Consider the following 20,756-nt stretch of genomic DNA (forward strand, 5'->3'; position numbering starts at 1 on the left):
GGATTTCCGGCACCTTGTTATACGAGCAATGGCGCGGAATCGTTCTGGATCGGTTACGACCTAAATAGGATGCCGGCTCACCCTAGCGCAAGGCCGCCTCTCCTAACCATCTGGTTAAGTCGAGTAAAGCGCGACCGGCCCGGGAAATACCGCCGATTTGATCGCGCGCGACGGCTTCGGTCCTGGTTGGCCGCACGAAGCCATCCGCAAGGTAGCAATTCCTTAACCGCGCCGCTTAACGAAAAGCCTTGAAATCACTGTCCGACCCCGGACCTTCGGCTACAGTCCTGCGTTGTGAAGGTGCCCTTTTTTCAACGGGGGAATGTCATGATCCGCAAACACTCCGTATCGCTGGCGGCGGTCGCAATGCTTGCCAGCGTCTCAGGAACCGCCGCCGGCAGCCGCGCGCTCGAATGCTACGAGCCGATCCACAGGCCGGCGCTCTACGACACCGTCTACGAAGATGTGATGCTGAGCCCCGGCGGACATGTGGTCGATTACGAGGCGCCGATCTTCGGCGCCTATCAAAGCGTGGACCAGATCGCGCCGCCGCGCGTCACCTATGAGACCGTCCCGGCGGTCACGCGCACGGTCCATCACACGGTCAAGGTCGATAATGGCGGCTATGCCTGGGAGTCGCGCGTCATCCATGGCCGCAAGGTGCTGTGCAAGGTATGGCGCAAGGCCCGCTATGCCCGCGTCGCCGAAACGGTCGTGGTCCAGCCGGAGCGCGTCCGGCGCGTCGTGCAGCCGGCGGAGTATGAAGCGGTTGCCCACGAAGTGCTGGTGCGGCCGCAGCAAGTCCGCATCCGGGAAATCCCGCCTTCATACGGGACGGTGGCGCGCCGGGTGGTGGTGCGGGAAGGTTCCACCAGCTGGCGTCGGGTGCACATTCCCCGGCATTGCCAGGATTAGCGGATATTCGCCTGCGGGTTGCAGTCGGCCGGGCCGCGTTGCCGCGTGCCGGCCGCGCCTGTTGCTGGCTCAGCCCAGGTCGATGTCGAGAATGGCCATCGAGAAATTATAGTCGCCGTCGTCCTCATCCTTGAAGACGATGCCGAGGAATTCGTCGCCGACATAGACCTCGGCCGAGTCTTCCTTGCGCGGGCGCGCCTTGACCTGCAACTTGGGGTTCTGGAAGACGCGCTTGAAATAGGCGTCCAGCTTTCTGATTTCGTCAGGCTTCAAAAGTCTTCTCCGAAATGTCGGCCTTGTTCGTGGGAACGCGCTTCTGACACGCCAACGATGGCCATGTAAAGGCAAGCCGGCAGGATAACATGGGAGAACAGTCAAGCGGAACCGGCGGCCAATTCGGGCGCCGCCGGTAAGCCTCGGTCAGATGTCGAAGCTGACCACGTGGTCCATGCTCTGCGACGGCAGGAGCTGGTCCATCTGCCGCGAGGGCTGGTCGCAGCCGGTCTCTCCGACGACGCGCGCGGGCACGCCGGCGACCGTCTTGTTGTGCGGCACGGGCGACAGCACGACCGAGCCCGCCGCGATCTTGGAGCAATGGCCGATCTCGATATTGCCGAGGATCTTGGCGCCGGCGCCGATCAGCACGCCGCGGCGGATCTTCGGATGGCGGTCGCCATTGGCCTTGCCGGTGCCGCCCAGCGTCACCCCATGCAGGATCGACACGTCATCCTCGATGACGGCCGTCTGGCCGACGACAAGGCCCGTGGCATGGTCGAGGAAGATGCCCTTGCCGATGCGGGCGGCTGGATTGATGTCGGTCTGGAACACCGAGGACGAGCGGCTCTGCAGATAGAGCGCGAAATCCCTGCGGCCATGGTTCCAAAGCCAATGCGCCAGCCGGTGCGTCTGGATGGCGTGAAAACCCTTGAAATAGAGGACCGGCATGATGAAGCGGTCGCAGGCCGGGTCGCGGTCGTAATAGGCCTGGATGTCGACGCGAACCGTCGTGCTCCACTCCGGATCGTCGTCCAGCATCGCCTTGAAGGTCTGGCGGATGAGATCGGAGCCGATGTCCTGATGCGCCAGGCGCTCGGCAAGCCGGTGGATCACCGCTTCTTCCAGGCTCTCCTGGTTGAGGATGGTCGAATAGAGGAAGGCCGCAAGCAAGGGATCGCGGTTCACCGCCTCCATCGCCTCGTCGCGGATCGACCGCCAGATCGGATCGACCGGCTGCACCATGCTGGGGCGGGCAATCGTAATGCTGTTCATCGACGGTCTCCGGCCTTGCTCATTCCGGCAATGTCATGCACGGTTGAACTCAATTTTCCTTAGTGCTTTGTCAAATGGACCTGGTTCACGCAGATTCAAGCGACGATGGAAAACGAACCCTTGATCGACGAGGCGCTGAAAAGCGAGCTTGCGGCGCTCTATAGCGCCGAAGATCGCCACTATCACGGCCTGTCCCACATCGAGGCGATGCTGGCGCTGGCTGACGAATACCGAGGCCTGCTCGATGATCCGCAGGCCGTCGAGGCCGCGATCTGGTTTCACGACGCCATCTATGACAGCCGCGCCAAGGACAATGAGGCAAAAAGCGCCCAACTGGCCGAGAAAAGGCTCGCCGGACGAGTCGATCCTGGTCGCATCGTCCGCATAGCGGCAATGATCAACGCCACCGCCAACCACCAGTTGCCGCCTTTGCGCGATGAGGACGCACTCAGCGATGCCGCTCTTCTGCTCGACATGGATCTGGCGATCCTCGGCGCCGACCCTGCTGTCTTCGACGCCTATGAGCAGGCGGTCCGGCTGGAATATGGCTGGGTGGAAGAGCCGATGTGGCGCGCCGGCCGCTCGGCTGTCCTGAAGAGCTTCCTCGCCCGCCCGCACATCTTCTATACGGCAGAATTCCAGAATCGGTTCGAACCCAAGGCGAGACAGAACATCGAGCGATCACTCGCGGCGCTGGAAAGCGGGACTGCCTAATCCGGAAAGGTTTCCATCCGTCACGCATAGGCGCTGAATCCGGCGCGTCCATAGACCGATTGCGCGGCTGGATGATCATAAGTATCGGTGTCGAGCCAAAGCCGTTTCGGCCGATGCGACCACGCCGCGCGCAACGCCCGGTCGAGCAGGAACGGCCCAAGCCACTTGCTTTGAAAAGCTGGAACCAACCCGAAGTGGACGAGCTCGATTGCCGCTTCGCCGACATTGTTGAACTCGCAGAATCCACCGGCTTCGCCATCGAAGCGCAGCACGTGGATATGTGTGGCATCGTCGGCGAGCAGCGTTTCGAGTTCCGCCCCGGGCATCCGCAGCCGCTGGTCCCATTGCACCGGTCCGCCAACCGCGCGGCAGAGATCGAGATAGCTGGAAGGAGCTAGCCTTTCGCGCGCCACGATGGCGCCGGGCAAAGGTGACGTACGCGGCGCGCCCTGGGGCGGCGCGGACATCTCCATGTAGGTGACGAGAAGATCGACCATTGTCAGGCGGGGAGCGAGCGCGCTCAGAGCGGGTATTCGGCGTAGAATTCGAGCACGCGCTGCTTGAAGCTCTTGTCGCCGACGGCGAGCATATGGTCGCGTCCCTCGATGTGGAACGCCCTGGCATTGGGCATCAGGGCGGCGAGTTCGTCCGGCGAGCCGCCGATATCGTCCTTGGTGCCGACCGCGATCAGCGTCGGCTGGGCGATGCGCGCCATGTCGTCCTCGCTGAGCAGCTCGCGCGAAGTTGCGATGCACGCCGCGAGCGCGCGCCTGTCGCTGCGCGTCTGGTCTGCGAAGGCGCGGAAAGAGCGGCCGCGCGGATGCGTGTTTTGCGACGGGTCTTCCGCCAACAGCGCCGCCGCGATCGGGTCCCAGTCGCCGACGCCGTCGACCATGCCGATGCCGAGGCCACCGAACACCAGCGTCGCGACCTTCTGCGGGTCGGAAAGCGCCAGGAAGGCCGAAACCCGCGCGCCCATCGAATAACCCATGACATGGGCGCGTTCGATGCCGAGGTGATCGAGCAGCGCGGCCGCATCGGAAGCCATCTTGGCCGGCGTGTAATCGGCCTCGTCGTAACTCTTCGACGACGAGCCATGGCCGCGATTGTCGAAGGCAATCGCCCGGTAGCCGGCGTCGTTCAGCGTCTTGAACCAGCCCGGCGAGACCCAATTGACATAGTGGCTGGAGGCAAAGCCATGGATCATCAGCACGGGGTCGCCCTGCCCCGACGCCGGCTGGCGATCGAGATAGGCGAGTTCAAAACCGTCATGCGAAAGGAATTGCATCGGCAGAAACTGCTTTTCAGTTGGATCCGGCGCCGATGGCCGGATGGCGCAAAAAATCGCCTTCCTTGATGCCGTCCCTGGCGGCGGTGCCTGCCTTCAACTCAAGCACGAAGCGCACCGGCAGTCCGGGTGAGATGATTGCCTCGGACTCGGGCTCGCCGCGCTTGATCGCGTTGATCCGACCGTCCTCACCGACGAAGATGAGATCGAGCGCCATCGGCGTGTTCTTCATCCAGAAATCCACCTCACCGGTTCTGTCGAAGACGAACAACATGCCGTGATCGTCGGCCATCGTCCGGCGAAACATCAGGCCAGCCTCCCGCTCCGCGGAAGTGTCGGCGATCTCGATGGAGAAGGAACGCTCGCCTGAACCGGTCGCCACCACCAGCGGCGTCCGGTCGATGGGCAGCAGCATCGCATCCGCCGAACTCGGCTGCGCGGCCATGAAACAGGCGGCGAAAACGATCGCGGCGCAGAGCGCGCCCGCAGTCAGCCAATTGCGATGAGCCATGGGTACCTCGTCCAGACGCTCGTCCTAAACCATGATCCGCGGAAGTGGAACCGGTTTTCGGGCAAGATAGTCGGTCCGCGGCAAAGGCGCTTTTGGACGGCGTCGAGAAGTCCTTAATGCGAGACCGACAAGGTACCCATATCGGGGTGGATTTCGGCGGCCATAAGGCCTTTGTCGCCACGGCCGAAGCGCACCAGCACGACCTGGCCGGGCCGGAGCTCGGTTATGCCGTAGCGCCGCAAGGTTTCCATGTGGACGAAGATATCTTCGGTTCCCTCGCCCCGCGTCAGGAAGCCAAAACCCTTGGTGCGGTTGAACCACTTGACCAGAGCCCGCTCGAGGCCGCTCTCCGGGCTGACGGCAACGTGGGTGCGCTGCTCCTGCTCTGCCGGATGAACGGCCGTCGAAGCATCCATGGACAGGACGCGGAAAGCCTGCAATCCGCGCTCGCCCTGTTTCACCAGGCAGACGACCCGCGCGCCCTCGAGCGCCGTCTGGAAGCCGTCCTTTCGAAGACAAGTCACATGGAGGAGGATGTCACCCGAGACGCCGTCGTCCGGAAGGATGAAGCCGTAGCCCTTGGCCACGTCGAACCATTTGATAGCCCCGGCGATTTCGACAAGCTCGGCGGAGTCGCCGCCATTGTCCCGCTTCAAGGCGTCGTCAAGGCTTCCGTCCCGCCTCGTGAAAGAGGCTTTTTCCCCCATAAGAATGCCCCCTTTTTCAAATCGAACTGCAACTGATTCTGGCCGAGAGATTAACACTGCGGCTTCCGGGGTGTGCAAGGGCTGACGTGCCTTTTTTCACCGTTCAGCACCGGAAAGACTGAAATGTTGTTTGCCGGCGCTTCCCGAACACGATTGGCGAGACCCTAAAGTCGATCCCGCCGCCGCTATTGTCGGACGATTGCCCTTTCGCCGGGTGGCCCCTATGGTGCCTCGCAATCCCAACAAGCCGAGGAAAGCTGCCATGCGCTATTTGCACACAATGGTTCGCGTCGCCGATATCGACCAGTCGCTCGATTTCTACTGCAACAAGCTCGGCCTGAAGGAGGTCCGCCGCTACGAAAACGAACAGGGCCGCTACACGCTGATCTTCCTCGCCGCGCCCGAAGACGAGCAGAGCGGCATCAACGAGAAGGCGCCGCTGGTCGAGCTGACCTACAATTGGGACCCGGAGGACTACAAGGGCGGCCGCAATTTCGGCCACCTCGCCTATGAGGTCGACGACATCTACGCCACCTGCCACAAGCTGATGGACAATGGCGTGACCATCAACCGTCCGCCGCGCGACGGCAACATGGCCTTCATCCGCTCGCCGGACGGCATCTCGATCGAGCTCCTGCAGAAAGGCCCGGCCAAGGCGAAGGCCGAACCTTGGGCGTCGATGGCGAACACGGGCGTCTGGTAAAACTCGGCGAAGCGCGCCGATTTTACCGGCCGCCGCTGGCGTTTCCCCAGATGCTGCCTATCTACCGGAAATTGGCGCCAGCCCCGTCCAGGCTGGCGTTTCTTCATCCGCCAGGAGAATTTCATGCTGACCAGCCGCGCCGATGTCGCCACCGAACATGCCAGCCGCTACCTGCAGCAGCTCTGCAAGCACTGGTCGCACAAATTCCCGGTTGAGTTCGACCCACGGCATGGCGCTATCCAGCTCTCGATCGGCCGCACCGTCATGGACGCCGACGATCAGGCGCTGCACATCGCTCTGGCCGCCGACGATGAAGCTTCACTGGACCGGTTGGAGACGGTGGTCGCCGACCATATCAAGCGCTTCGCCTTCCGCGAGGAATTGAGCTTCGACTGGCAAAAGGCCGCCTGACAAATCGGCGATCAGCCGCCGGCTTTTCCGGCCATATCGAGCAACGCCAGCACGCTGCGCCAGTTTCGCGCCGTGCCAGGCACCTTCAAGGTGCGCGGAATCAGATTGGCGAACACCGATTTGCCGAGCCCGTCCGGCGCGTGAAGGTAAAGCACGTCGCCCTTGATCTCGAAGCGCTCGGGGCCGGTGCATTTGTCCGCGAGCCGCTGCGTCTCCTCAGCCGTCGGCTCGCGCTCCAGCGCATAGGCATGCAGCTTGGTCGGCTCCCCCGAGATCTCGGGATAGGGATTGTCCTTCACCAGCCGCTCGAACCAGCCGGCATCGCGCACCATGATGCGCGAATTGAAACCCCATTTCTTCTCGAAGGCCGCCTCGATCTCCTTGGTGAGCGCTGCTGCATCGCCTTTCTTCGCCCGGAACACGACATTGCCGCTCTGCACATAGGTCGCGACATCGGTGAAGCCGAGGCCCTCGAAGAAGGCTTTGAGCTCCGCCATCTTGACGATGCGGTTGCCGCCGACATTGATGCCGGAAAACAACGCGACGAAGACCGTGCCTTGTTTTTCGCTCATATGATGAAGCCCGCCAGGGTCTCGTTGTCGGTGATATCCTGATACTGCACGCCCTCGGCGTCGAAATTGGCCTTCAGCAGATCGAAATTACGCCGGTCCTTGGTCTCGATGCCGATCAGCACCGAGCCGAAATTGCGCGCCGACTTCTTCAGATATTCGAAGCGGGCGATGTCGTCGTCTGGACCGAGCATTTCGAGGAAATCGCGCAGCGCGCCCGGCCGCTGCGGGAAGCGGATGATGAAATACTTCTTCAGCCCCTCGAAGCGCAGCGCCCGCTCCTTCACGTCGGGCAGCCGCTCGAAGTCGAAATTGCCGCCGGATACGACCGCGACGATGGTCTTGCCCCTGATCTCCTTGCGCGAAAAATCCTTGAGCGCGTCGATAGCCAGCGCGCCGGCCGGCTCCAGCACGACGCCCTCGACATTGAGCATCTCGATCATCGTGGCGCAGAGCCGGTTCTCCGGAACCAGCCGGACGGCATCGGCGGCGAAGTCCTTGAGGTGGCGCAGCGGCTCGCGGCCGATCTCGGCCACCGCGGCGCCGTCGACGAAATTGTCGACCTTGGCGAGCTTCACCCGCTTGCCGCTGGCAAGGCTTTCACGCAGGCTCGGCGCGCCGGCAGGTTCGCAGAACACGAAACGCGGGTCGCGATGCTGGTCGGCGAAATAGTGGGTCACGCCGGCGGCAAGGCCGCCGCCGCCCACCGGCAGCATGACGATGTCGGGCGCGCGCGCGCCCGGCATCTGCGCCGCGATTTCGTAGGCCACGGTGGCCTGCCCTCGATGATGTCCTTGTGGTCGAAGGGCGGCACCATATGCGCGCCGGCGCTTTCGGTGAATTCGAAGGCGGCGCGGTAGCAATCGTCGAAGAAGTCGCCGACCAGCCTGATCTCGACGAAATCGCCGCCGAACAGCCGCGTCTTGTCGATCTTCTGCTGCGGCGTCGTCACCGGCATGAACACGACGCCCTTCTTGCCGAAATGGCGGCAGACGAAGGCAAAGCCCTGCGCATGGTTGCCGGCCGAGGCGCAGACGAACAGCTCGGCATTGTTGCCGGCGGCAAGCGCCTTGCGGAAGAAATTGAAGGCGCCCCTGATCTTGTAAGAACGCACCGGCGTCAGGTCCTCGCGCTTCAACAGCACGCGGGCGCCGGTCTTCTTCGACAGATAGTCGTTCTCCTGGAGCGGCGTTTCCGGAAAGATTTCGCGGATCGCCTCGGCGGCCACGGCGACGCGGGCGGAAAAGCTGTTCACTACCAGTCCCTCATTTTCGATCTCGCCGGCACGCGCCAGCGCCCCTGCCGGTGCCCGCAACCTTCCTGCCGCCCTTTTGGCTTTCGCGCAACACCACGGTGGTCCTCGCCCGGCGCTGAGCCAATTTCCACTAGACACGACTTACTTTAGCCGCACTTCGGCTGTCCGGGAGATTTCCGCGGAGGTGGACGGCCAATCGCGGCCAAAGTGGAATTGCAGCGGAAGTGTCGACGTGCGGTTGAAGACGATTTTCATCATTGCCCTTGCACTGCTGACGGCAGGCTGCGCGGGTCCCCAGACGCAGGAAATCCTGGGCAGCGTGGTCGTGCCGACCCAGGCGACCGAGATCGCGGGCAACCATTCGATCTTCATCGCCACCACGCGCAAGTGGTCCGACGATCCGAACAAGGTCTTCGACGGCGAACGCTCGGCGACGCTGAACTATGCCCGCGTCAACGTCACCGTTCCGCCGATTCACCAGGTCGGCCAGATCGAGCGCCGCTCGCGCGGCAAGTCGGACGATCCGACCAAGTATTTCATGGCCTCGGAAGTCGTCGGCTACGACACGCAGCCGAAATTCACCAGCGCCCTCAACGCCGACATCGACGCCCGCGGCGGACGTGTGATGGTCTTCGTCCACGGCTACAACACCGGCTTCGACGACGCCGTCTACCGGCTCACCCAGATCGTCCATGATTCCGGCTATCCGGGCACGCCGGTGCTGTTCTCCTGGGCATCCGGCGCCAAGACCACCGACTATGTCTATGACAAGGAAAGTGCCGCCGCCGCGCGCGACCAGCTGGAAGTGACGCTCAGGATGCTGGCGCAGACCGGTGCCCGGCGCATCGACATCGTCGCCCATTCGATGGGAACTTGGGTGACGATGGAAACGCTGCGCCAGCTCGCCATCACCGGCGATCGCGATCTGAGCGGCAAGCTGGGCGACGTGGTGCTCGCATCGCCCGATATCGATGTCGACGTCTTCAAGAGCCAGATGCGCCGTTACGGCAAGCCGGACAAGCCCTTCATCCTGCTTCTGTCGGATGACGACCGGGCGCTCAGGCTCTCCGGGCTGATCGCCGGCTCGCGGCCGCGCGTCGGCGACTATCGTGACGCCGCCGATCTTGCCTCCTATGGCGTCACGGTGGTCGACCTTTCCAATGAGAAGGGTGCCGACAGCTTCAATCATACGAAATTCGCCGACAACCCTGCGCTGGTGAAGATGATCGGACAGCGGCTGCGCGAGGACGACGGCTTTGCCAGCGACCGCGACGTGACCGACCGCATCCGCCAGCTGGCTGCGCAGTGACCCTGTCCACGTGGTTTCCGCATCACGTGACTTTGAACTGGACCCGGCCGCTCCCTGCCTTTATCGGAGTAAGGGAGAGGTTTGCCGCCCTTGGGGGGACCCCGGTTGACTGTGCATGTGAAGATCGTTGTCGGCCTTGCCTTCGCGCTCGCCCTCGCAGGCTGCGCCGGCCCCACGCACGATCTGCTCAACCGCAAACCTGTCTCCGCGCCAGCCTCCGACATTGCCGCCAGGCATGAGATCTTCGTCGCCACCACCCGCCAGCAGGCGACCAAGGACCCTCGCCAGGTGTTCGACGGCGACCGTTCGCTGACCACCGGCTACGCCCGCGTCGACGTCACCGTGCCGAAGATACACCAGGTCGGCGCGATCGAGCGCGCCAAGGGCCCCGCCGACAGCAATCCGGCTAAGCAATTTACCGCCACCGATGTCGTCCACTATGCGGATGCCTCGCAGTTCGCCAAGGCGGTCGGCTCCAACATTGCCATAGGCGGCGACCGCGCTCTGGTTTTCGTGCACGGCTTCAACAACGGCTTCGACGACGGCGTGTTCCGGCTGACGCAGATCGCGCACGACACGAAATACCCAGGGACGCCAGTGCTGTTTTCCTGGGCATCGAGCGGCAAGACCACCGGCTACATCTACGACAAGGACAGTTCGACCGCAGCGCGCGACGACCTCGAGGCGACGCTGCGGATGCTCGCCAAAACACGCGTCAAGAGCATCGACATCATCGCCCATTCGATGGGCACCTGGCTGACGATGGAAGCGCTGCGCCAGCTCGCCATCACCGGCGACCGCGATCTGAACGGCAAGCTCGGCTATGTCGTTCTGGCGTCGCCGGACATCGACGTCGACGTCTTCAAGAAGCAGATGATCCGCTACGGCAAGCCCGATAAGCCCTTCGCCATCCTGCTTTCAGGCGACGACCGAGCGCTGAAGCTGTCGAGCTTCATCTCCGGCGACAAGCCGCGCGTCGGCGACTACGGCAATGCGGCCGATCTCGCGAGTTACGGCGTGGTTGTTGCGGATCTGACCAACACCAAAGGCGGCGACCGTTTGAACCATGCCAAATTCGCCGATAACCCGATCCTGGTGCAATTGCTTGGCGACCGGCTGCGCACGCCGGCTGCCCTGCGAGCGGGCGAACCTCAGGGCGCCGGGTTGGACAATATCGGCCAAGGCCTCGGCAAAGCCGTGGGATCGGTGGCCGAGGTGGTCATCACCACGCCGTTCAAGGTGCTGACCATCGCGACGGGCGGATGACCTGCTTTAGATAAAAAGATCGACCTTCTGGAAGGTCGTCACGTCGACAAGACCGACATCCGATATCCTGAGCTCCGGGATAACCACCAGCGCCAGCAGCGAGTGCTGCATATAGGCGTTGTTGAGCGAGCAGCCGACCTTCCGCATCGCCTCGGTCAGTTGTTCGGCCTTGGCCGCGACGATCTCGGCGCGTTCGTCGGACATCAGGCCGGCGATCGGCATCTCGACCAGCGCCAGTTCCTTGCCCTTGGAATAGAGCACCACGCCTCCCCCCACCTCGCCCAGCCGGTTGACGGCCAAAGCCATGTCTTGCTTGTTGGTGCCGACGACGATGATGTGGTGCGCGTCATGCGCCACGCTCGACGCCATCGCGCAGTCTTCCACATAGCCGAAGCCGGAGACGAAGGCATTGGTGACGCCGCCCGTGCCGCGATGGCGCTCGACCAGGGCGATCTGGCAGATGTCGTTGCGCCGATCCATGGCGACCAACCCGTCCTCGACCGGCAGGTCTGCCTCTAGCGCCCGCGTCGGCGCCTGGTTCTCGATCACGCCGATGACCCGCGCCCGCACCTCGTTGGCGCCCTGCGGCGCCGCAATGTCGAAATCCTTCGCCGCGAGCTTCTTGCCGAGCTTGACCGTGTTCTTCGCCGATTGCGGATAATCATAGGCGGGGATGTCGATCTCGAGCTTGCCGGCCTTCGCCAGCCTGACGCCGCGGCCATAGACCTCGTCGATGGTCATCCGGGCAAGGTCCGAAACGATCAGAAGATCGGCCAGTCGCCCCGGCGCGATCGAGCCGATCTCGCGCTCCAGCCTGAAATGCTGCGCGGTGTTGAGCGTCGCCATCTGGATCGCCGTCACCGGCTTCAGGCCCTGTTGGATGGCATGCCGTACCACCCGGTCCATATGGCCTTCGTGCACGAGCGTGCCGGAATGGCTGTCATCGGTGCACAGGATGAAGTTGCGCGGGTCGATGCCGCCTTCGGTCACCGCCTTGATCTGCGCCGCGACGTCGTACCAGGCCGATCCCAGCCGCAGCATCGCCTTCATGCCCTGGCGCACGCGCGCGATCGCGTCCTCGGCGCGCGTGCCTTCATGGTCGTCCTCGGCCCCGCCCGCGACATAGCCATGGAACGGCAGGCCGAGATCGGGCGATGCATAATGGCCGCCGACCGTCTTGCCGGCCTTGACCGTCTCGGCAATCTCGCCCGACATCACCGGATTGTTGGCGGCGACGCCGGGGAAATTCATCACCTCGCCAAGCCCGATGATGTTGTCCCATGTCATGGCCTCGGCCACGTCGGCCACCGTCAATTCGGCGCCGGCATGCTCCAGTCCCGGCGCCGACGGCACGCAGGACGGCATCTGCACATGCACATTGATCGGCATCGCCACCGCCTCGTCATGCATCAGCCTGACTCCCGGTAGTCCGAGCACATTGGCGATCTCGTGCGGATCGATGAACATCGAGGTGGTGCCATGCGGGATCACCGCGCGGCAGAACTCCGTCACCGTCACCATGCCGCTTTCGACATGCATATGCGCATCGCAAAGGCCGGGCACCAGATAGCGCCCGCCGGCATCGACGACCTTGGTCCCCGGCCCGATGGCATGGCTGGCATTCGGCCCACAATAGGCGAAGCGGCCGGCGGCGATCGCGATGTCCGTGCCGGGGATGATCTCGCCCGAATGGACATTCACCCAGCGCCCGTTGCGGATGACCAGATCCGCGGGCTTTCGGCCCATCGCGACATCGACCAGATGTGTCGCCACCTCCGTCCACGGCTTGGTTTTTACGGCGCTTGTCGGCTTGGCGTTCGTCATTGGCGAGTTCCTCTGCATGAGGCACTTTGGCAAATGTCGGTGCCTGGAGCCAGAGCATCAGGTCGCAAACCACTGTTGCAGAGATGCAATTCCGTTCAGCGGCGAAAGGGGCTAGTCTTTCCCAGGGAGTCTTTCGGAACCGCCATTTCGGAGTGCTCGATGCGTCGACTGACGCTCGCCAGTGCCGGCTTTCTTGCCCTGCTGTCCGGGTCTGCCTGGGCGGCGGATCTGGGCGCTGATCTGCCGATGACCGCGCCTGGCTTCGACTGGACCGGCTATTATGCCGGCATGCAGGCCGGCTACGGCTGGGGCCGGTCCGACATCACCGTCGACGGCGGTTCGGTCAAGCCCGACATCGACGGCGGTTTCGTCGGCGGCCATGTCGCGGGCCTTTGGCAGTTCGACCAGGCAGTGATCGGCGCCGAGGCCGACCTCAACTACGCCTCGATCGACGGCACCGCCGATGCCGCCCCGGCAAACACCTTCGGCACCGACGTCAAATGGTTCGGATCGGTCGATGCCAAGGCAGGCTACGCCATGGATCGCCTGCTGATCTATGGCATTGGCGGCGTCGCGTTCGCCGGCATCGAAACCTCGCAGACGGCAGGCACAAGCTTTGCCCGGACCCGTACCAGCACCGGCTGGACGCTCGGCGCCGGCGTCGACTATGCCTTGACCAACAATGTCGTCGTCGGCGCGCAATACCGCTACTACGATTTCGGCAAGGAGCATTTCGACGCTTCAGATACTTTCACCGAGCGCGACCAGGACGTGAAGCTGCAGACGCTGGGCGTGAATTTCAGCTATAAATTCTGAGGCTTGCCGCTGTGGCGGCAGTGCTGAGGCGCCATCCTGTATTGTCTCTTGGAAATCAGGTGGCCGGCGCCCGCAGGGGGCGGGGGAATGGGTAGGGGCCTGGTAGACGCCGGCCTCGGCGGATCGAACCGCCTTGTGGGCTAACCTAACGGCATCCCCGCAAACCGTAATTCCGCGATCGCGCCACTTCCCAATGCGCCCCTGCTCGGCAAGCGCAGGACCAATAATGGTTAAGCCTCGACGCAAGGTTGCAATCGGACCGATCAGGACCCGTCCGAAGCGATCTTTCCGGCCGGCATGGCTGCGAGGCATTCTTCCAATCGCTGGAGCCGGGCCTTCTGCCAGCGCAGCGTATGCGCGACGTCGTGCAGGTTGCATTTGGCTTTCGAATTGGCGGCTTTGATCAGATCGCGCTCGAGCCGATCGATCTCGCAGCGCAGCTGCCGCGCCTCCTCCTCCCGTAGCCCCCGGATCCAGCCTGGCCCACGCATGGTTCCACCATCAAAGCCGGCTCGATGCTGGCACAGAAAGGCTAACGAAACCGGTTTGGCGGACTTTGCATTTTACATATCGCTAATATTAAATTCGGACATCCATCGCATGCTGGCTGGCTGTGTAAAATCAGTCGGTCCGAAACATCGCTTGACGGCTCAAATCAGGCATCTGAAAAGGGCACGCCTGCGGACGTGGCGGAATTGGTAGACGCAAGGGACTTAAAATCCCTCGATCTCTGATCGTACGGGTTCGATTCCCGTCGTCCGCACCACCCTTTGCTCTTCGAGCTTGGGGTGGCGGGCCACACTCTTCGCTCGAACTTCGGGTGGCGGCCCGCGAGCCGGGCAAGGGTTACGCGATCGAAAGCTTTTCCGTGCATCAAATGGTCGAGGCGCGTGGGGAAGAGCTTGGGATGTCGACGATCAAGGCGATTTTTCGCCACACCCCTGCCCCGGTCGTATTCGTCTGGCTGGCGCTCAGTACGGTTCTGAGCCTGCTCCTGTTGCTCGGCAACATGCCCAACGGCGACGTCGACGATCTCATGAAGCTGCATGAAATCAGGCATCTTCTGCACACAGGCAATCCGTTCGACAGAACGCTGACCGGTATCGCCCAGCCCGAGCCCATGGTCTCGCACTGGCCCTGGATCGTCGATGCGCTCTATGCGTTGCTGGCCATCGCGCTGGCGCCTTTTGTCGGGATGGGAACTGCTTTATCCGCCGCCGCGTTCACCGTGCCGCTCCTGCTCCTCCTGGCCGCTTTAACCCTGCTTTTCCTCGTGGTCAGGGAATTCGAGTTCGACCATCCAGGCGTGGTGCTGATCGTCGCCGCCTTCGCCGGGCTGCCCGCGCTTTCGGAATTCCAGCCCTGGCGCATCGACTACCACAACCTGCAGATGCTCATCCTCCTGGGGGCGGTGCTGCTGACGATCCGTGGCGCGCCGGTTGCCGCCGGATTGAACGGCGCCCTAATGGCTCTGTCCACCGCGATCAGCACCGAAATGGCGCCATTCCTTGCTCTTCCGGCCGGCTTCTACGCATTGGTATTCATCGCCGGAACGAAGGATGCAGGCAAGGACCTAGGGGCGTACGGTCTGGCGCTGGCGGCCGCCGGCATTGCCGTATTCTTTGTGGTCGTCGGACCCGATGCCTACAAAAGCGCCGCTTGCGACCGCTATTCGCTTTTGCACCTCACCGCGCTTGCGACTGCCGGCGCCGTGCTTGCAGGTGTCTCGCTGACCAGAAGAATTGGACGCTGGTACATACGCGCCCTGTGCCTTTTGGCCGGTGCCGGCGCGACCGCCGCGATGCTTGTCTTCCTCTTCCCCCAATGCGCGGGCGGCCCGCTCGTCGGTCTCAGCGACTATGTTCGCGACAATTGGCTCTCCCGCATCGAGCAGGAACGCAGCATCTTCTTCAGCGCGGACTTTCTGGGCTCCGATCGTTTCGCACGGTTTTTCGTCGCCATTCTGGGCACGGCGGCGACATGCATTTTGGCCATTTCCGCCTCGACAAGGAAGCGAGCCTGGTGGGTCCTGGCGGTCTTTTCGGCTGTCGGCCTCCTGTTGGGACTGCTTTATCTAAGATACCTGCGGTTTTTTCCGCTCTTCGTCGGCCCCGGGGTTGCCTTGCTCGTCCATCAAGGCATTCCAGCCAGCCTGCCGCTGAAGCGCCATTTCGCAGCCAGGTCGAGGGACGAGCTGCCGCGCGCCTGGCTTCTGGCCGCCCCGGGCGTGGCGGTCATTGCTGCCCTTCTTCTAACCTGTCTGGTCTGGCCTCCCCGGGCTGCAAAGCTGCTTGGCGTCGACATCGCCAATGCCTGCGCGCAAGCCAGCAGCGGCCCGCGTTTTATTTGGCCGAAAGGCGCGAGACTGTTCGCGCCTCCCGATATCGGGATCGCCGCTTTGGGGTCTCCTGAGGAACTCGACGTCGTGGCCGTCCCTTTTCACACATCGGCCAAGGGCATCGAGCGCGTCCTTAGATTTTTTGATCCGGCTACGTCCGACCCGACGCAGCTTCTCGATCAAACCAAGGCCACCCATGTCGCGGTCTGCCGTGTGGAGGAAACGACCCTCCAGCCGGTCGAAGCCCGGTTTCCATTGGCCAGCCGGTTGGCCACGGGAAAGCCTCCGGAGTGGTTGACGGAATGCCCCGCTGCGGGGCCGCTGCGCATCTATCGATATCCGGCGTCGGGCGGCCCCGCCGGCCAGTGTCCTGCCATGGGCCAATAAGCCGTTGACGCGGTGATCCCCGTCAAGGCGCGATCGGGTTCAACTTCAGATGCTGGATCAGGATGATGGTCTTGGCGTCGACGATACGGCCGTCGGCAATGGCGGCCAGCGCCTCGTCCAGTGGTATTTCTAGAACCTCGATGTCCTCGCCCTCCTCGGGCGCGCCGCCGCCGTCGGAAATGCGATCGGCCGGCGAATAGCGCGCGGTGAAGAACCAGAGCCGCTCCGTCACGCTCCCGGGGCTCATGAATGGCGCGAACAGCCGCTCGATGTCCTTCAACCGGTAACCCAGTTCCTCCTCCGCTTCCTTGCGGATGGCGGTTTCGGGATCGTTTTCGTCGAGCAGGCCGGCGCAGGCCTCGATCAGCGGCTCGCGGTGACCCACGGCGTAAGCCGGGAAGCGGAACTGCCGCACCAGGAGCACGGTCGAGCGCCGAGGATCGAACGGCAGGATCACCGCGCCGTCGCCGCGATCGTAGGTCTGGCGGATCTGCGTCTCCCACCGCCCGTCGCGGCGGCGGTAGTCGAGCACTGTCTTCTTCAGCACCGCCCAGTCGTCCGAAAGGATCTCTTCGGAACGGATGCGAATGCGATCTTCCATGACGATCTCCTTGGTGGCGGCAAAGGGGTAGCGACGAAAGCGCCTCTACGCAATCCGGGAAACCGACTGGTCCAGCGGCAGTTTCACCGGCTCGTGTCTGGCGTGACGCGCCACGACTGCCTAGATAGCGGTATCTCTCCAGGAGCCCGTTCATGACGTCATCGCTTTTCCAGCCGATCACCCTCGGCGACCTCACCCTCCCCAATCGCATCGCGGTCGCCCCCATGTGCCAGTATTCGGCCGAGGACGGCTCCGCCAGCGACTGGCATCTCCATCACTGGATGAACCTGGCAATGTCGGGCGCCGGCATGGTCACCGTCGAGATGACCGATGTCGAGCGGCGCGGGCGCATCACGCATGGCTGCCTCGGCCTCTATTCGGACGACAACGAGGCGGCCGCCAAGCGCACGCTCGACGCCGCCAGGCGCGTCGCCGCGCCCGGCACGAAGTTCGGCGTCCAGCTTGCCCATGCCGGCCGCAAGGCCTCCAACCGCAGACCCTGGGAAGGCGGCGGTCCGCTGCAGCCCGGCGAAGATCCTTGGCAGACCGTTTCTGCCTCCGCCATCGCCTATGACACGGGCTGGAATGTGCCGCACGCGTTGGAGGATGAGGAGATTCTTGAGCTCATCGCGCGTTTTGCGCAGTCGGCCGTGCGCGCCGAACGCGCCGGCTTCGACTTCGCCGAACTGCACTCCGCGCATGGCTATCTGATCTTCCAGTTCCTCTCGCCGCTCTCTAACCAGAGGACGGACCGTTGGGGCGGGTCGTTGAAGAACCGCATGCGCTTCGCGGTCGAAATCGCCAGGGCGGTGAGGAAGGCCGCCCCGTCCATGATGCTGGGCGCGCGCCTTTCGGTGAAGGAATGGGTCGACGGTGGTTTCGACGTCGAGGACGCGATCGAGGTGGCCAAGGCGCTGAAGGCCGAAGGCATCGCCTATATCTGCTGCTCCAGCGGCGGCAATTCGCCCCTGCAGCAGGTGCCGCCCGGCCCCGGCTACCAGGTGCATCTGGCGGAAGCCGTGCGCAAGGGCGCCGGCATTCCGACGCGCGCCGTGGGGCTGATCGACGATCCGAGCCAGGCCGAGGCGATCGTCGCCGGTGGTCGTGCCGACATGGTGGCGCTGGCCCGTGCCTTCCTCGCCGACCCGCGCTGGGGCTGGCGCGCGGCGGCTGCCTTCGGCGAGGAAATCCATCCGGCGCCCCAGCTGGCGCGTTCGGTGACGACGATGCGGCATTGGATGAAGGCCGCCGGTTAGAGCAATTCCAGGAAAAAGTGCGACGCGGTTTTCCGTCCGGAACTGCGTCAAAACGAAACCGGCAGTCAGCGGGGTCCTGAGACGTTTGGGCGCAGGATCCTCGCCACAACTGCAACCAATTTGGCCGCTTTACGTTGGCGGCCATGATAGACAGCAAACCTTTTGAGAAGCCGGTGGTGGTCGAGCTCGGCCATGTCGGCAAATATCGCCAGATCAGCAGCACCCGCGAGGCCGCCGAGTGCCTGATGACCGTTTGGCCGCTCAATCGCGGCGAGCGCCATCGTGATGCTCTCGACACTTGCCTCAAAGCGCTGGAAGGGTATCGTTCGCCAGCGGACGCACGTCGCGCCCTTATCGAGGCGGCCAGGGAATCGGAAGTGCTGGTCCCCGAAGACAGGCTGCCCGACGGAAAGCTGCACTGAGCAATTCCAGGAAAACTGTGATCGGTTTTCCGTCTGGAATTGCGTGGAAACAAAGAGATAGTGCGTTTCGCCGTTTCCGTGAAACGGTGAAACGTGCTAGCACGGTTCTTGACCGGAGGATTTCATGGCGAAGCTGACTTACAAGATCGTCGAGCATGATGGCGGCTGGGCCTACAAGGTCGGCTCGACGTTTTCCGAGACTTTCCGTACTCACCAGGAGGCGCTGCGCGCCGCAGAAATCGCCTCGTCCGAGCAGCAGGTCGCCGGAACCACGGACGGCATCCAGTATGAGGATGCCGAAGGAAAGTGGCACGATGAGCTTGCCGACGGCCGCGACCGGCCGCAGACCGAAGTATCGGATTAGACACTCCAGGAAAGGTGTGGTCAGGCTCGGCACCTTTCGGCGCAGCCTTCGTTCGGGATCGCGTAAAAAGCGCAGTGTGGGGCGCCTCGCCGTTTCCGTGAAACGGTGAATCGCCCGGACCAAGAACTGAGGGCCTCCGCGGCAAAGCCCGAGGCTTCATACCGGCCGCCGGCGACTATGCGACTCTATTTGCCGCAGTAATTGTCGTTGACGTTCTGTTGTGAGTTGGCGTCCGGCCCCGGCGTGGTGTCCGCGCACGGCCCTATGGCTCCAGTGCTGTTGCCGGAGGTGCTCAGCCCTGAGCCTCCATTGATGCTGCCGGTCCTATAGGGGTCTACTTGCTCGCTCGCGGCGGGACGATGGTCGCGGTGCCACCACCACCAGTCATCTGATGATTGTGCCATGGCCGCGCCACCCGTGGCCAGCACCAGCGCCGAAGCTGCGATAAGTCTTGTAAGCATCGGATTTCTCCATTCTGTCGATCGCAAAAATATGTGGGGCCGAAGCCCCACAGCGATACGACCGAAACCCTGCGGCGGGGCCTAAAGTTCCACCAGAAATTGCGGGTAGGACGGAATGTCCGACACTTTTATGTGACGTTTCGTGAACGGCCATGGGCTGCAGCGCGGGGCGTTAGGGCGTTTCACCGTTTCACGGAAACGGCGAAACGTCCTATCTCTTTGTTTTTTGACGCAATTCCGGACGGAAAACCGCTCACACTTTTCCTGGAATTGCTCTGGCCGAAATCATCTCGCGTTGGCGAAACCACGCGCGGCGACACGTTGGATAAAGGCCACGACCCGTTCGGGCTCCATGAATTGCGGCATGTGGCCGAGGCCTTCGACCCGTTCGAAGTCGAGACCGCTGATCTTGTCCAGCATCGGTTCGCCATGGACGGCCTCGCCGATCACACGGTCGCCGGTGCCGAACAGAATGCCAGCCGGCATCGCTATGTCGCGGTAACGCCGTTCGATTTGGCCAAGGTCCCGTTCCACGGCCACGACATCGGTGGATGTGGCGAGATAATGGGACGGGCGCAACCCGATCCACCCGCCGCCGGCGGTCATGTAGTCCGCGGGAACCGCTTGTGGCGCGAAGATGAATCGCAGCGTCGGCTGCGCGTAACGCAGGCTAAGCGGTATCGCCGCCGTATAGGCCAGGACCCGGCGCAGCAGCGGCGATGGAACATAGAGCAGGTCGAACCGCCGACCTATCCTCGCTTCGAGATGCGTCAGCGGCGACAGCAGCGCGACGCCGGAAATCGACGTCGGATGCTCGGTGGCGAGCGCAAGCGCGACGGCGCCGCCCAGCGAATGGCCGACGATCAAAGGTCGTTCCAACCGCAGTTCCTCGATGAAGCGCCGCACGATGTCCGCCTGTTCGGGCAGCCGGCCGGTCGCGCTCCTTGCCCGAACCGAATAGCCCGAGCCCGGCCGGTCGAGCGCGATCAGCCGATATCCGGGACCGAAGCGTCCGAACAGCGTATGGCGAAAATGGTGAAGTTGGGCGCCCAACCCATGCAGGAAAACGATCGGCCTGCCCTCGCCTTCTTCCACATAATGAATGCGGTTGCCGTCGATCTCGATGAACTTTCCGCAAGCCGGCACCAGCCTTTCAGCCTTCGCCGCGATCCGCCATGTCGCGAGCATCAGGGCAAGCAGGACAAGGGCGGCCGCGGCGAGCAAGCCCGCGAGCAGCCACAGGACAATCAATATCAGCATGGTTTCATCCGCTCCCGACCGACCGCACCATATCCGCACCGGCCGCCGCCACAAGCGCATCCGGCTTTCGCATTGCGGCAGGCCTCAGGGCGCGTTATCTCAGGCGAGCT

General features: G+C 63.3%; 22 protein-coding genes, 1 tRNA gene and 1 pseudogene. 12 read left to right on the forward strand and 12 right to left on the reverse strand.

Annotated features, from left to right (window positions below):
- Nucleotides 1-327 precede the first annotated feature (327 nt).
- The gene (locus EJ068_RS01185) at nt 328-915 is read left to right on the forward strand and encodes a hypothetical protein (protein WP_127251582.1); all 588 of its coding nucleotides are present in this window, start codon (nt 328-330) and stop codon (nt 913-915) included.
- A 69-nt stretch (nt 916-984) separates the two neighbouring features.
- On the opposite strand, the gene EJ068_RS01190 is transcribed toward EJ068_RS01185, so the two are convergent.
- Nucleotides 985-1,188, reverse strand: a complete 204-nt coding sequence (locus tag EJ068_RS01190) for a DUF3126 family protein (RefSeq protein ID WP_042644432.1) — start codon at nt 1,186-1,188, stop codon at nt 985-987.
- 147 nt (nt 1,189-1,335) lie between these two features.
- Nucleotides 1,336-2,184, reverse strand: a complete 849-nt coding sequence (gene cysE / locus EJ068_RS01195) for a serine O-acetyltransferase (protein WP_042644430.1) — start codon at nt 2,182-2,184, stop codon at nt 1,336-1,338.
- Nucleotides 2,185-2,289: 105 nt separating this feature from the next.
- Here cysE and EJ068_RS01200 point away from each other — a divergent pair, with 105 nt between their 5' ends.
- On the forward strand, nt 2,290-2,898 hold the full coding sequence (locus EJ068_RS01200) for a hypothetical protein (RefSeq protein ID WP_128314969.1): 609 nt from the start codon (nt 2,290-2,292) through the stop codon (nt 2,896-2,898).
- Between the two features lie 20 nt (nt 2,899-2,918).
- On the opposite strand, the gene EJ068_RS01205 is transcribed toward EJ068_RS01200, so the two are convergent.
- From EJ068_RS01205 to EJ068_RS01220, 4 genes are all read right to left on the reverse strand, one after another.
- Complete coding sequence (locus EJ068_RS01205) at nt 2,919-3,395, reverse strand: GNAT family N-acetyltransferase (RefSeq protein ID WP_129554445.1); 477 nt, start codon at nt 3,393-3,395, stop codon at nt 2,919-2,921.
- A gap of 23 nt (nt 3,396-3,418) precedes the next feature.
- Nucleotides 3,419-4,186, reverse strand: coding sequence for an alpha/beta hydrolase (locus EJ068_RS01210; RefSeq protein WP_127251579.1), 768 nt, complete (start codon nt 4,184-4,186; stop codon nt 3,419-3,421).
- 16 nt (nt 4,187-4,202) lie between these two features.
- Nucleotides 4,203-4,697 carry a DUF192 domain-containing protein gene (locus tag EJ068_RS01215; RefSeq protein ID WP_127251578.1) on the reverse strand — a complete coding sequence of 165 codons (495 nt, stop codon included), beginning with the start codon at nt 4,695-4,697 and terminating at the stop codon, nt 4,203-4,205.
- Nucleotides 4,698-4,810: 113 nt separating this feature from the next.
- Complete coding sequence (locus EJ068_RS01220; RefSeq protein WP_127251591.1) at nt 4,811-5,404, reverse strand: cold-shock protein; 594 nt, start codon at nt 5,402-5,404, stop codon at nt 4,811-4,813.
- Nucleotides 5,405-5,666: 262 nt separating this feature from the next.
- Here EJ068_RS01220 and gloA point away from each other — a divergent pair, with 262 nt between their 5' ends.
- Together gloA and EJ068_RS01230 are read left to right on the forward strand one after the other, a co-directional pair.
- Complete coding sequence (gene gloA, locus EJ068_RS01225) at nt 5,667-6,107, forward strand: lactoylglutathione lyase (RefSeq protein ID WP_127251577.1); 441 nt, start codon at nt 5,667-5,669, stop codon at nt 6,105-6,107.
- Between the two features lie 123 nt (nt 6,108-6,230).
- A complete protein-coding gene (locus EJ068_RS01230; protein ID WP_126082430.1) occupies nt 6,231-6,518 on the forward strand; it encodes a DUF2218 domain-containing protein in 288 nt (95 codons plus the stop codon).
- 11 nt (nt 6,519-6,529) lie between these two features.
- Here EJ068_RS01230 and EJ068_RS01235 read toward each other — a convergent pair whose 3' ends face one another.
- Entirely contained in the window at nt 6,530-7,090 is a 561-nt protein-coding gene (locus EJ068_RS01235) for a DUF1697 domain-containing protein (RefSeq protein ID WP_126082429.1), read from the reverse strand.
- Nucleotides 7,087-8,342, reverse strand: a pseudogene (gene ilvA, locus EJ068_RS01240) (threonine ammonia-lyase IlvA). Before ilvA ends, EJ068_RS01235 begins: the two are co-directional and overlap by 4 nt.
- Before the next feature lie 232 nt (nt 8,343-8,574).
- On the opposite strand from ilvA, the gene EJ068_RS01245 reads away from it, so the two are divergent.
- Together EJ068_RS01245 and EJ068_RS01250 are read left to right on the forward strand one after the other, a co-directional pair.
- A complete protein-coding gene (locus EJ068_RS01245; RefSeq protein ID WP_127386157.1) occupies nt 8,575-9,651 on the forward strand; it encodes an alpha/beta hydrolase in 1,077 nt (358 codons plus the stop codon).
- A gap of 105 nt (nt 9,652-9,756) precedes the next feature.
- Nucleotides 9,757-10,917 (forward strand): alpha/beta hydrolase, encoded by a 1,161-nt coding sequence (locus EJ068_RS01250; protein WP_129554446.1) that lies wholly within the window; start codon nt 9,757-9,759, stop codon nt 10,915-10,917.
- Between the two features lie 6 nt (nt 10,918-10,923).
- Here the strand turns inward: EJ068_RS01250 and ade are convergent, their stop codons facing one another.
- Complete coding sequence (gene ade / locus EJ068_RS01255; RefSeq protein ID WP_127253742.1) at nt 10,924-12,741, reverse strand: adenine deaminase; 1,818 nt, start codon at nt 12,739-12,741, stop codon at nt 10,924-10,926.
- A gap of 159 nt (nt 12,742-12,900) precedes the next feature.
- On the opposite strand from ade, the gene EJ068_RS01260 reads away from it, so the two are divergent.
- Nucleotides 12,901-13,557: an outer membrane protein gene (locus tag EJ068_RS01260; RefSeq protein WP_042644416.1), complete on the forward strand. Its 657-nt coding sequence runs from the start codon at nt 12,901-12,903 to the stop codon at nt 13,555-13,557.
- A gap of 263 nt (nt 13,558-13,820) precedes the next feature.
- Here the strand turns inward: EJ068_RS01260 and EJ068_RS01265 are convergent, their stop codons facing one another.
- Nucleotides 13,821-14,048: a hypothetical protein gene (locus EJ068_RS01265; protein WP_042644415.1), complete on the reverse strand. Its 228-nt coding sequence runs from the start codon at nt 14,046-14,048 to the stop codon at nt 13,821-13,823.
- A gap of 189 nt (nt 14,049-14,237) precedes the next feature.
- On the opposite strand from EJ068_RS01265, the gene EJ068_RS01270 reads away from it, so the two are divergent.
- Nucleotides 14,238-14,323 (forward strand) — tRNA-Leu (locus tag EJ068_RS01270).
- A 54-nt stretch (nt 14,324-14,377) separates the two neighbouring features.
- Entirely contained in the window at nt 14,378-16,282 is a 1,905-nt protein-coding gene (locus EJ068_RS01275; RefSeq protein WP_127250178.1) for a hypothetical protein, read from the forward strand.
- Between the two features lie 22 nt (nt 16,283-16,304).
- On the opposite strand, the gene EJ068_RS01280 is transcribed toward EJ068_RS01275, so the two are convergent.
- Nucleotides 16,305-16,883, reverse strand: a complete 579-nt coding sequence (locus tag EJ068_RS01280) for an NUDIX domain-containing protein (protein ID WP_127250177.1) — start codon at nt 16,881-16,883, stop codon at nt 16,305-16,307.
- 152 nt (nt 16,884-17,035) lie between these two features.
- Between EJ068_RS01280 and EJ068_RS01285 the strand changes: the two genes are divergently transcribed.
- From EJ068_RS01285 to EJ068_RS01295, 3 genes are all read left to right on the forward strand, one after another.
- Nucleotides 17,036-18,139, forward strand: a complete 1,104-nt coding sequence (locus tag EJ068_RS01285; RefSeq protein WP_127250176.1) for an NADH:flavin oxidoreductase/NADH oxidase — start codon at nt 17,036-17,038, stop codon at nt 18,137-18,139.
- Between the two features lie 143 nt (nt 18,140-18,282).
- Nucleotides 18,283-18,561 carry a DUF982 domain-containing protein gene (locus tag EJ068_RS01290; RefSeq protein WP_112127664.1) on the forward strand — a complete coding sequence of 93 codons (279 nt, stop codon included), beginning with the start codon at nt 18,283-18,285 and terminating at the stop codon, nt 18,559-18,561.
- 124 nt (nt 18,562-18,685) lie between these two features.
- Nucleotides 18,686-18,925, forward strand: coding sequence for a DUF2188 domain-containing protein (locus EJ068_RS01295; protein WP_042644408.1), 240 nt, complete (start codon nt 18,686-18,688; stop codon nt 18,923-18,925).
- A 746-nt stretch (nt 18,926-19,671) separates the two neighbouring features.
- Here the strand turns inward: EJ068_RS01295 and EJ068_RS01305 are convergent.
- Nucleotides 19,672-20,646, reverse strand: coding sequence for an alpha/beta hydrolase (locus EJ068_RS01305; protein ID WP_127250174.1), 975 nt, complete (start codon nt 20,644-20,646; stop codon nt 19,672-19,674).
- Between the last annotated feature and the right edge of the window lie 110 nt (nt 20,647-20,756).

This window comes from Mesorhizobium sp. M2A.F.Ca.ET.043.02.1.1 (genome assembly GCF_003952405.1).
Classification (GTDB): Bacteria; Pseudomonadota; Alphaproteobacteria; order Rhizobiales; family Rhizobiaceae; genus Mesorhizobium.

Bases quoted from the DNA above. Each gene is read 5' to 3' on its own strand.
- EJ068_RS01185 (WP_127251582.1), top strand. From the start codon at position 328: ATGATCCGCAAACACTCCGTATCGCTGGCGGCGGTCGCAATGCTTGCC.
- cysE (WP_042644430.1), bottom strand. From the start codon at position 2,184: ATGAACAGCATTACGATTGCCCGCCCCAGCATGGTGCAGCCGGTCGAT.
- EJ068_RS01200 (WP_128314969.1), top strand. From the start codon at position 2,290: ATGGAAAACGAACCCTTGATCGACGAGGCGCTGAAAAGCGAGCTTGCG.
- EJ068_RS01205 (WP_129554445.1), bottom strand. From the start codon at position 3,395: ATGGTCGATCTTCTCGTCACCTACATGGAGATGTCCGCGCCGCCCCAG.
- EJ068_RS01210 (WP_127251579.1), bottom strand. From the start codon at position 4,186: ATGCAATTCCTTTCGCATGACGGTTTTGAACTCGCCTATCTCGATCGC.
- EJ068_RS01215 (WP_127251578.1), bottom strand. From the start codon at position 4,697: ATGGCTCATCGCAATTGGCTGACTGCGGGCGCGCTCTGCGCCGCGATC.
- EJ068_RS01220 (WP_127251591.1), bottom strand. From the start codon at position 5,404: ATGGGGGAAAAAGCCTCTTTCACGAGGCGGGACGGAAGCCTTGACGAC.
- gloA (WP_127251577.1), top strand. From the start codon at position 5,667: ATGCGCTATTTGCACACAATGGTTCGCGTCGCCGATATCGACCAGTCG.
- EJ068_RS01230 (WP_126082430.1), top strand. From the start codon at position 6,231: ATGCTGACCAGCCGCGCCGATGTCGCCACCGAACATGCCAGCCGCTAC.
- EJ068_RS01235 (WP_126082429.1), bottom strand. From the start codon at position 7,090: ATGAGCGAAAAACAAGGCACGGTCTTCGTCGCGTTGTTTTCCGGCATC.
- ade (WP_127253742.1), bottom strand. From the start codon at position 12,741: ATGACGAACGCCAAGCCGACAAGCGCCGTAAAAACCAAGCCGTGGACG.
- EJ068_RS01260 (WP_042644416.1), top strand. From the start codon at position 12,901: ATGCGTCGACTGACGCTCGCCAGTGCCGGCTTTCTTGCCCTGCTGTCC.
- EJ068_RS01265 (WP_042644415.1), bottom strand. From the start codon at position 14,048: ATGCGTGGGCCAGGCTGGATCCGGGGGCTACGGGAGGAGGAGGCGCGG.
- EJ068_RS01280 (WP_127250177.1), bottom strand. From the start codon at position 16,883: ATGGAAGATCGCATTCGCATCCGTTCCGAAGAGATCCTTTCGGACGAC.
- EJ068_RS01285 (WP_127250176.1), top strand. From the start codon at position 17,036: ATGACGTCATCGCTTTTCCAGCCGATCACCCTCGGCGACCTCACCCTC.
- EJ068_RS01290 (WP_112127664.1), top strand. From the start codon at position 18,283: ATGATAGACAGCAAACCTTTTGAGAAGCCGGTGGTGGTCGAGCTCGGC.
- EJ068_RS01295 (WP_042644408.1), top strand. From the start codon at position 18,686: ATGGCGAAGCTGACTTACAAGATCGTCGAGCATGATGGCGGCTGGGCC.
- EJ068_RS01305 (WP_127250174.1), bottom strand. From the start codon at position 20,646: ATGCTGATATTGATTGTCCTGTGGCTGCTCGCGGGCTTGCTCGCCGCG.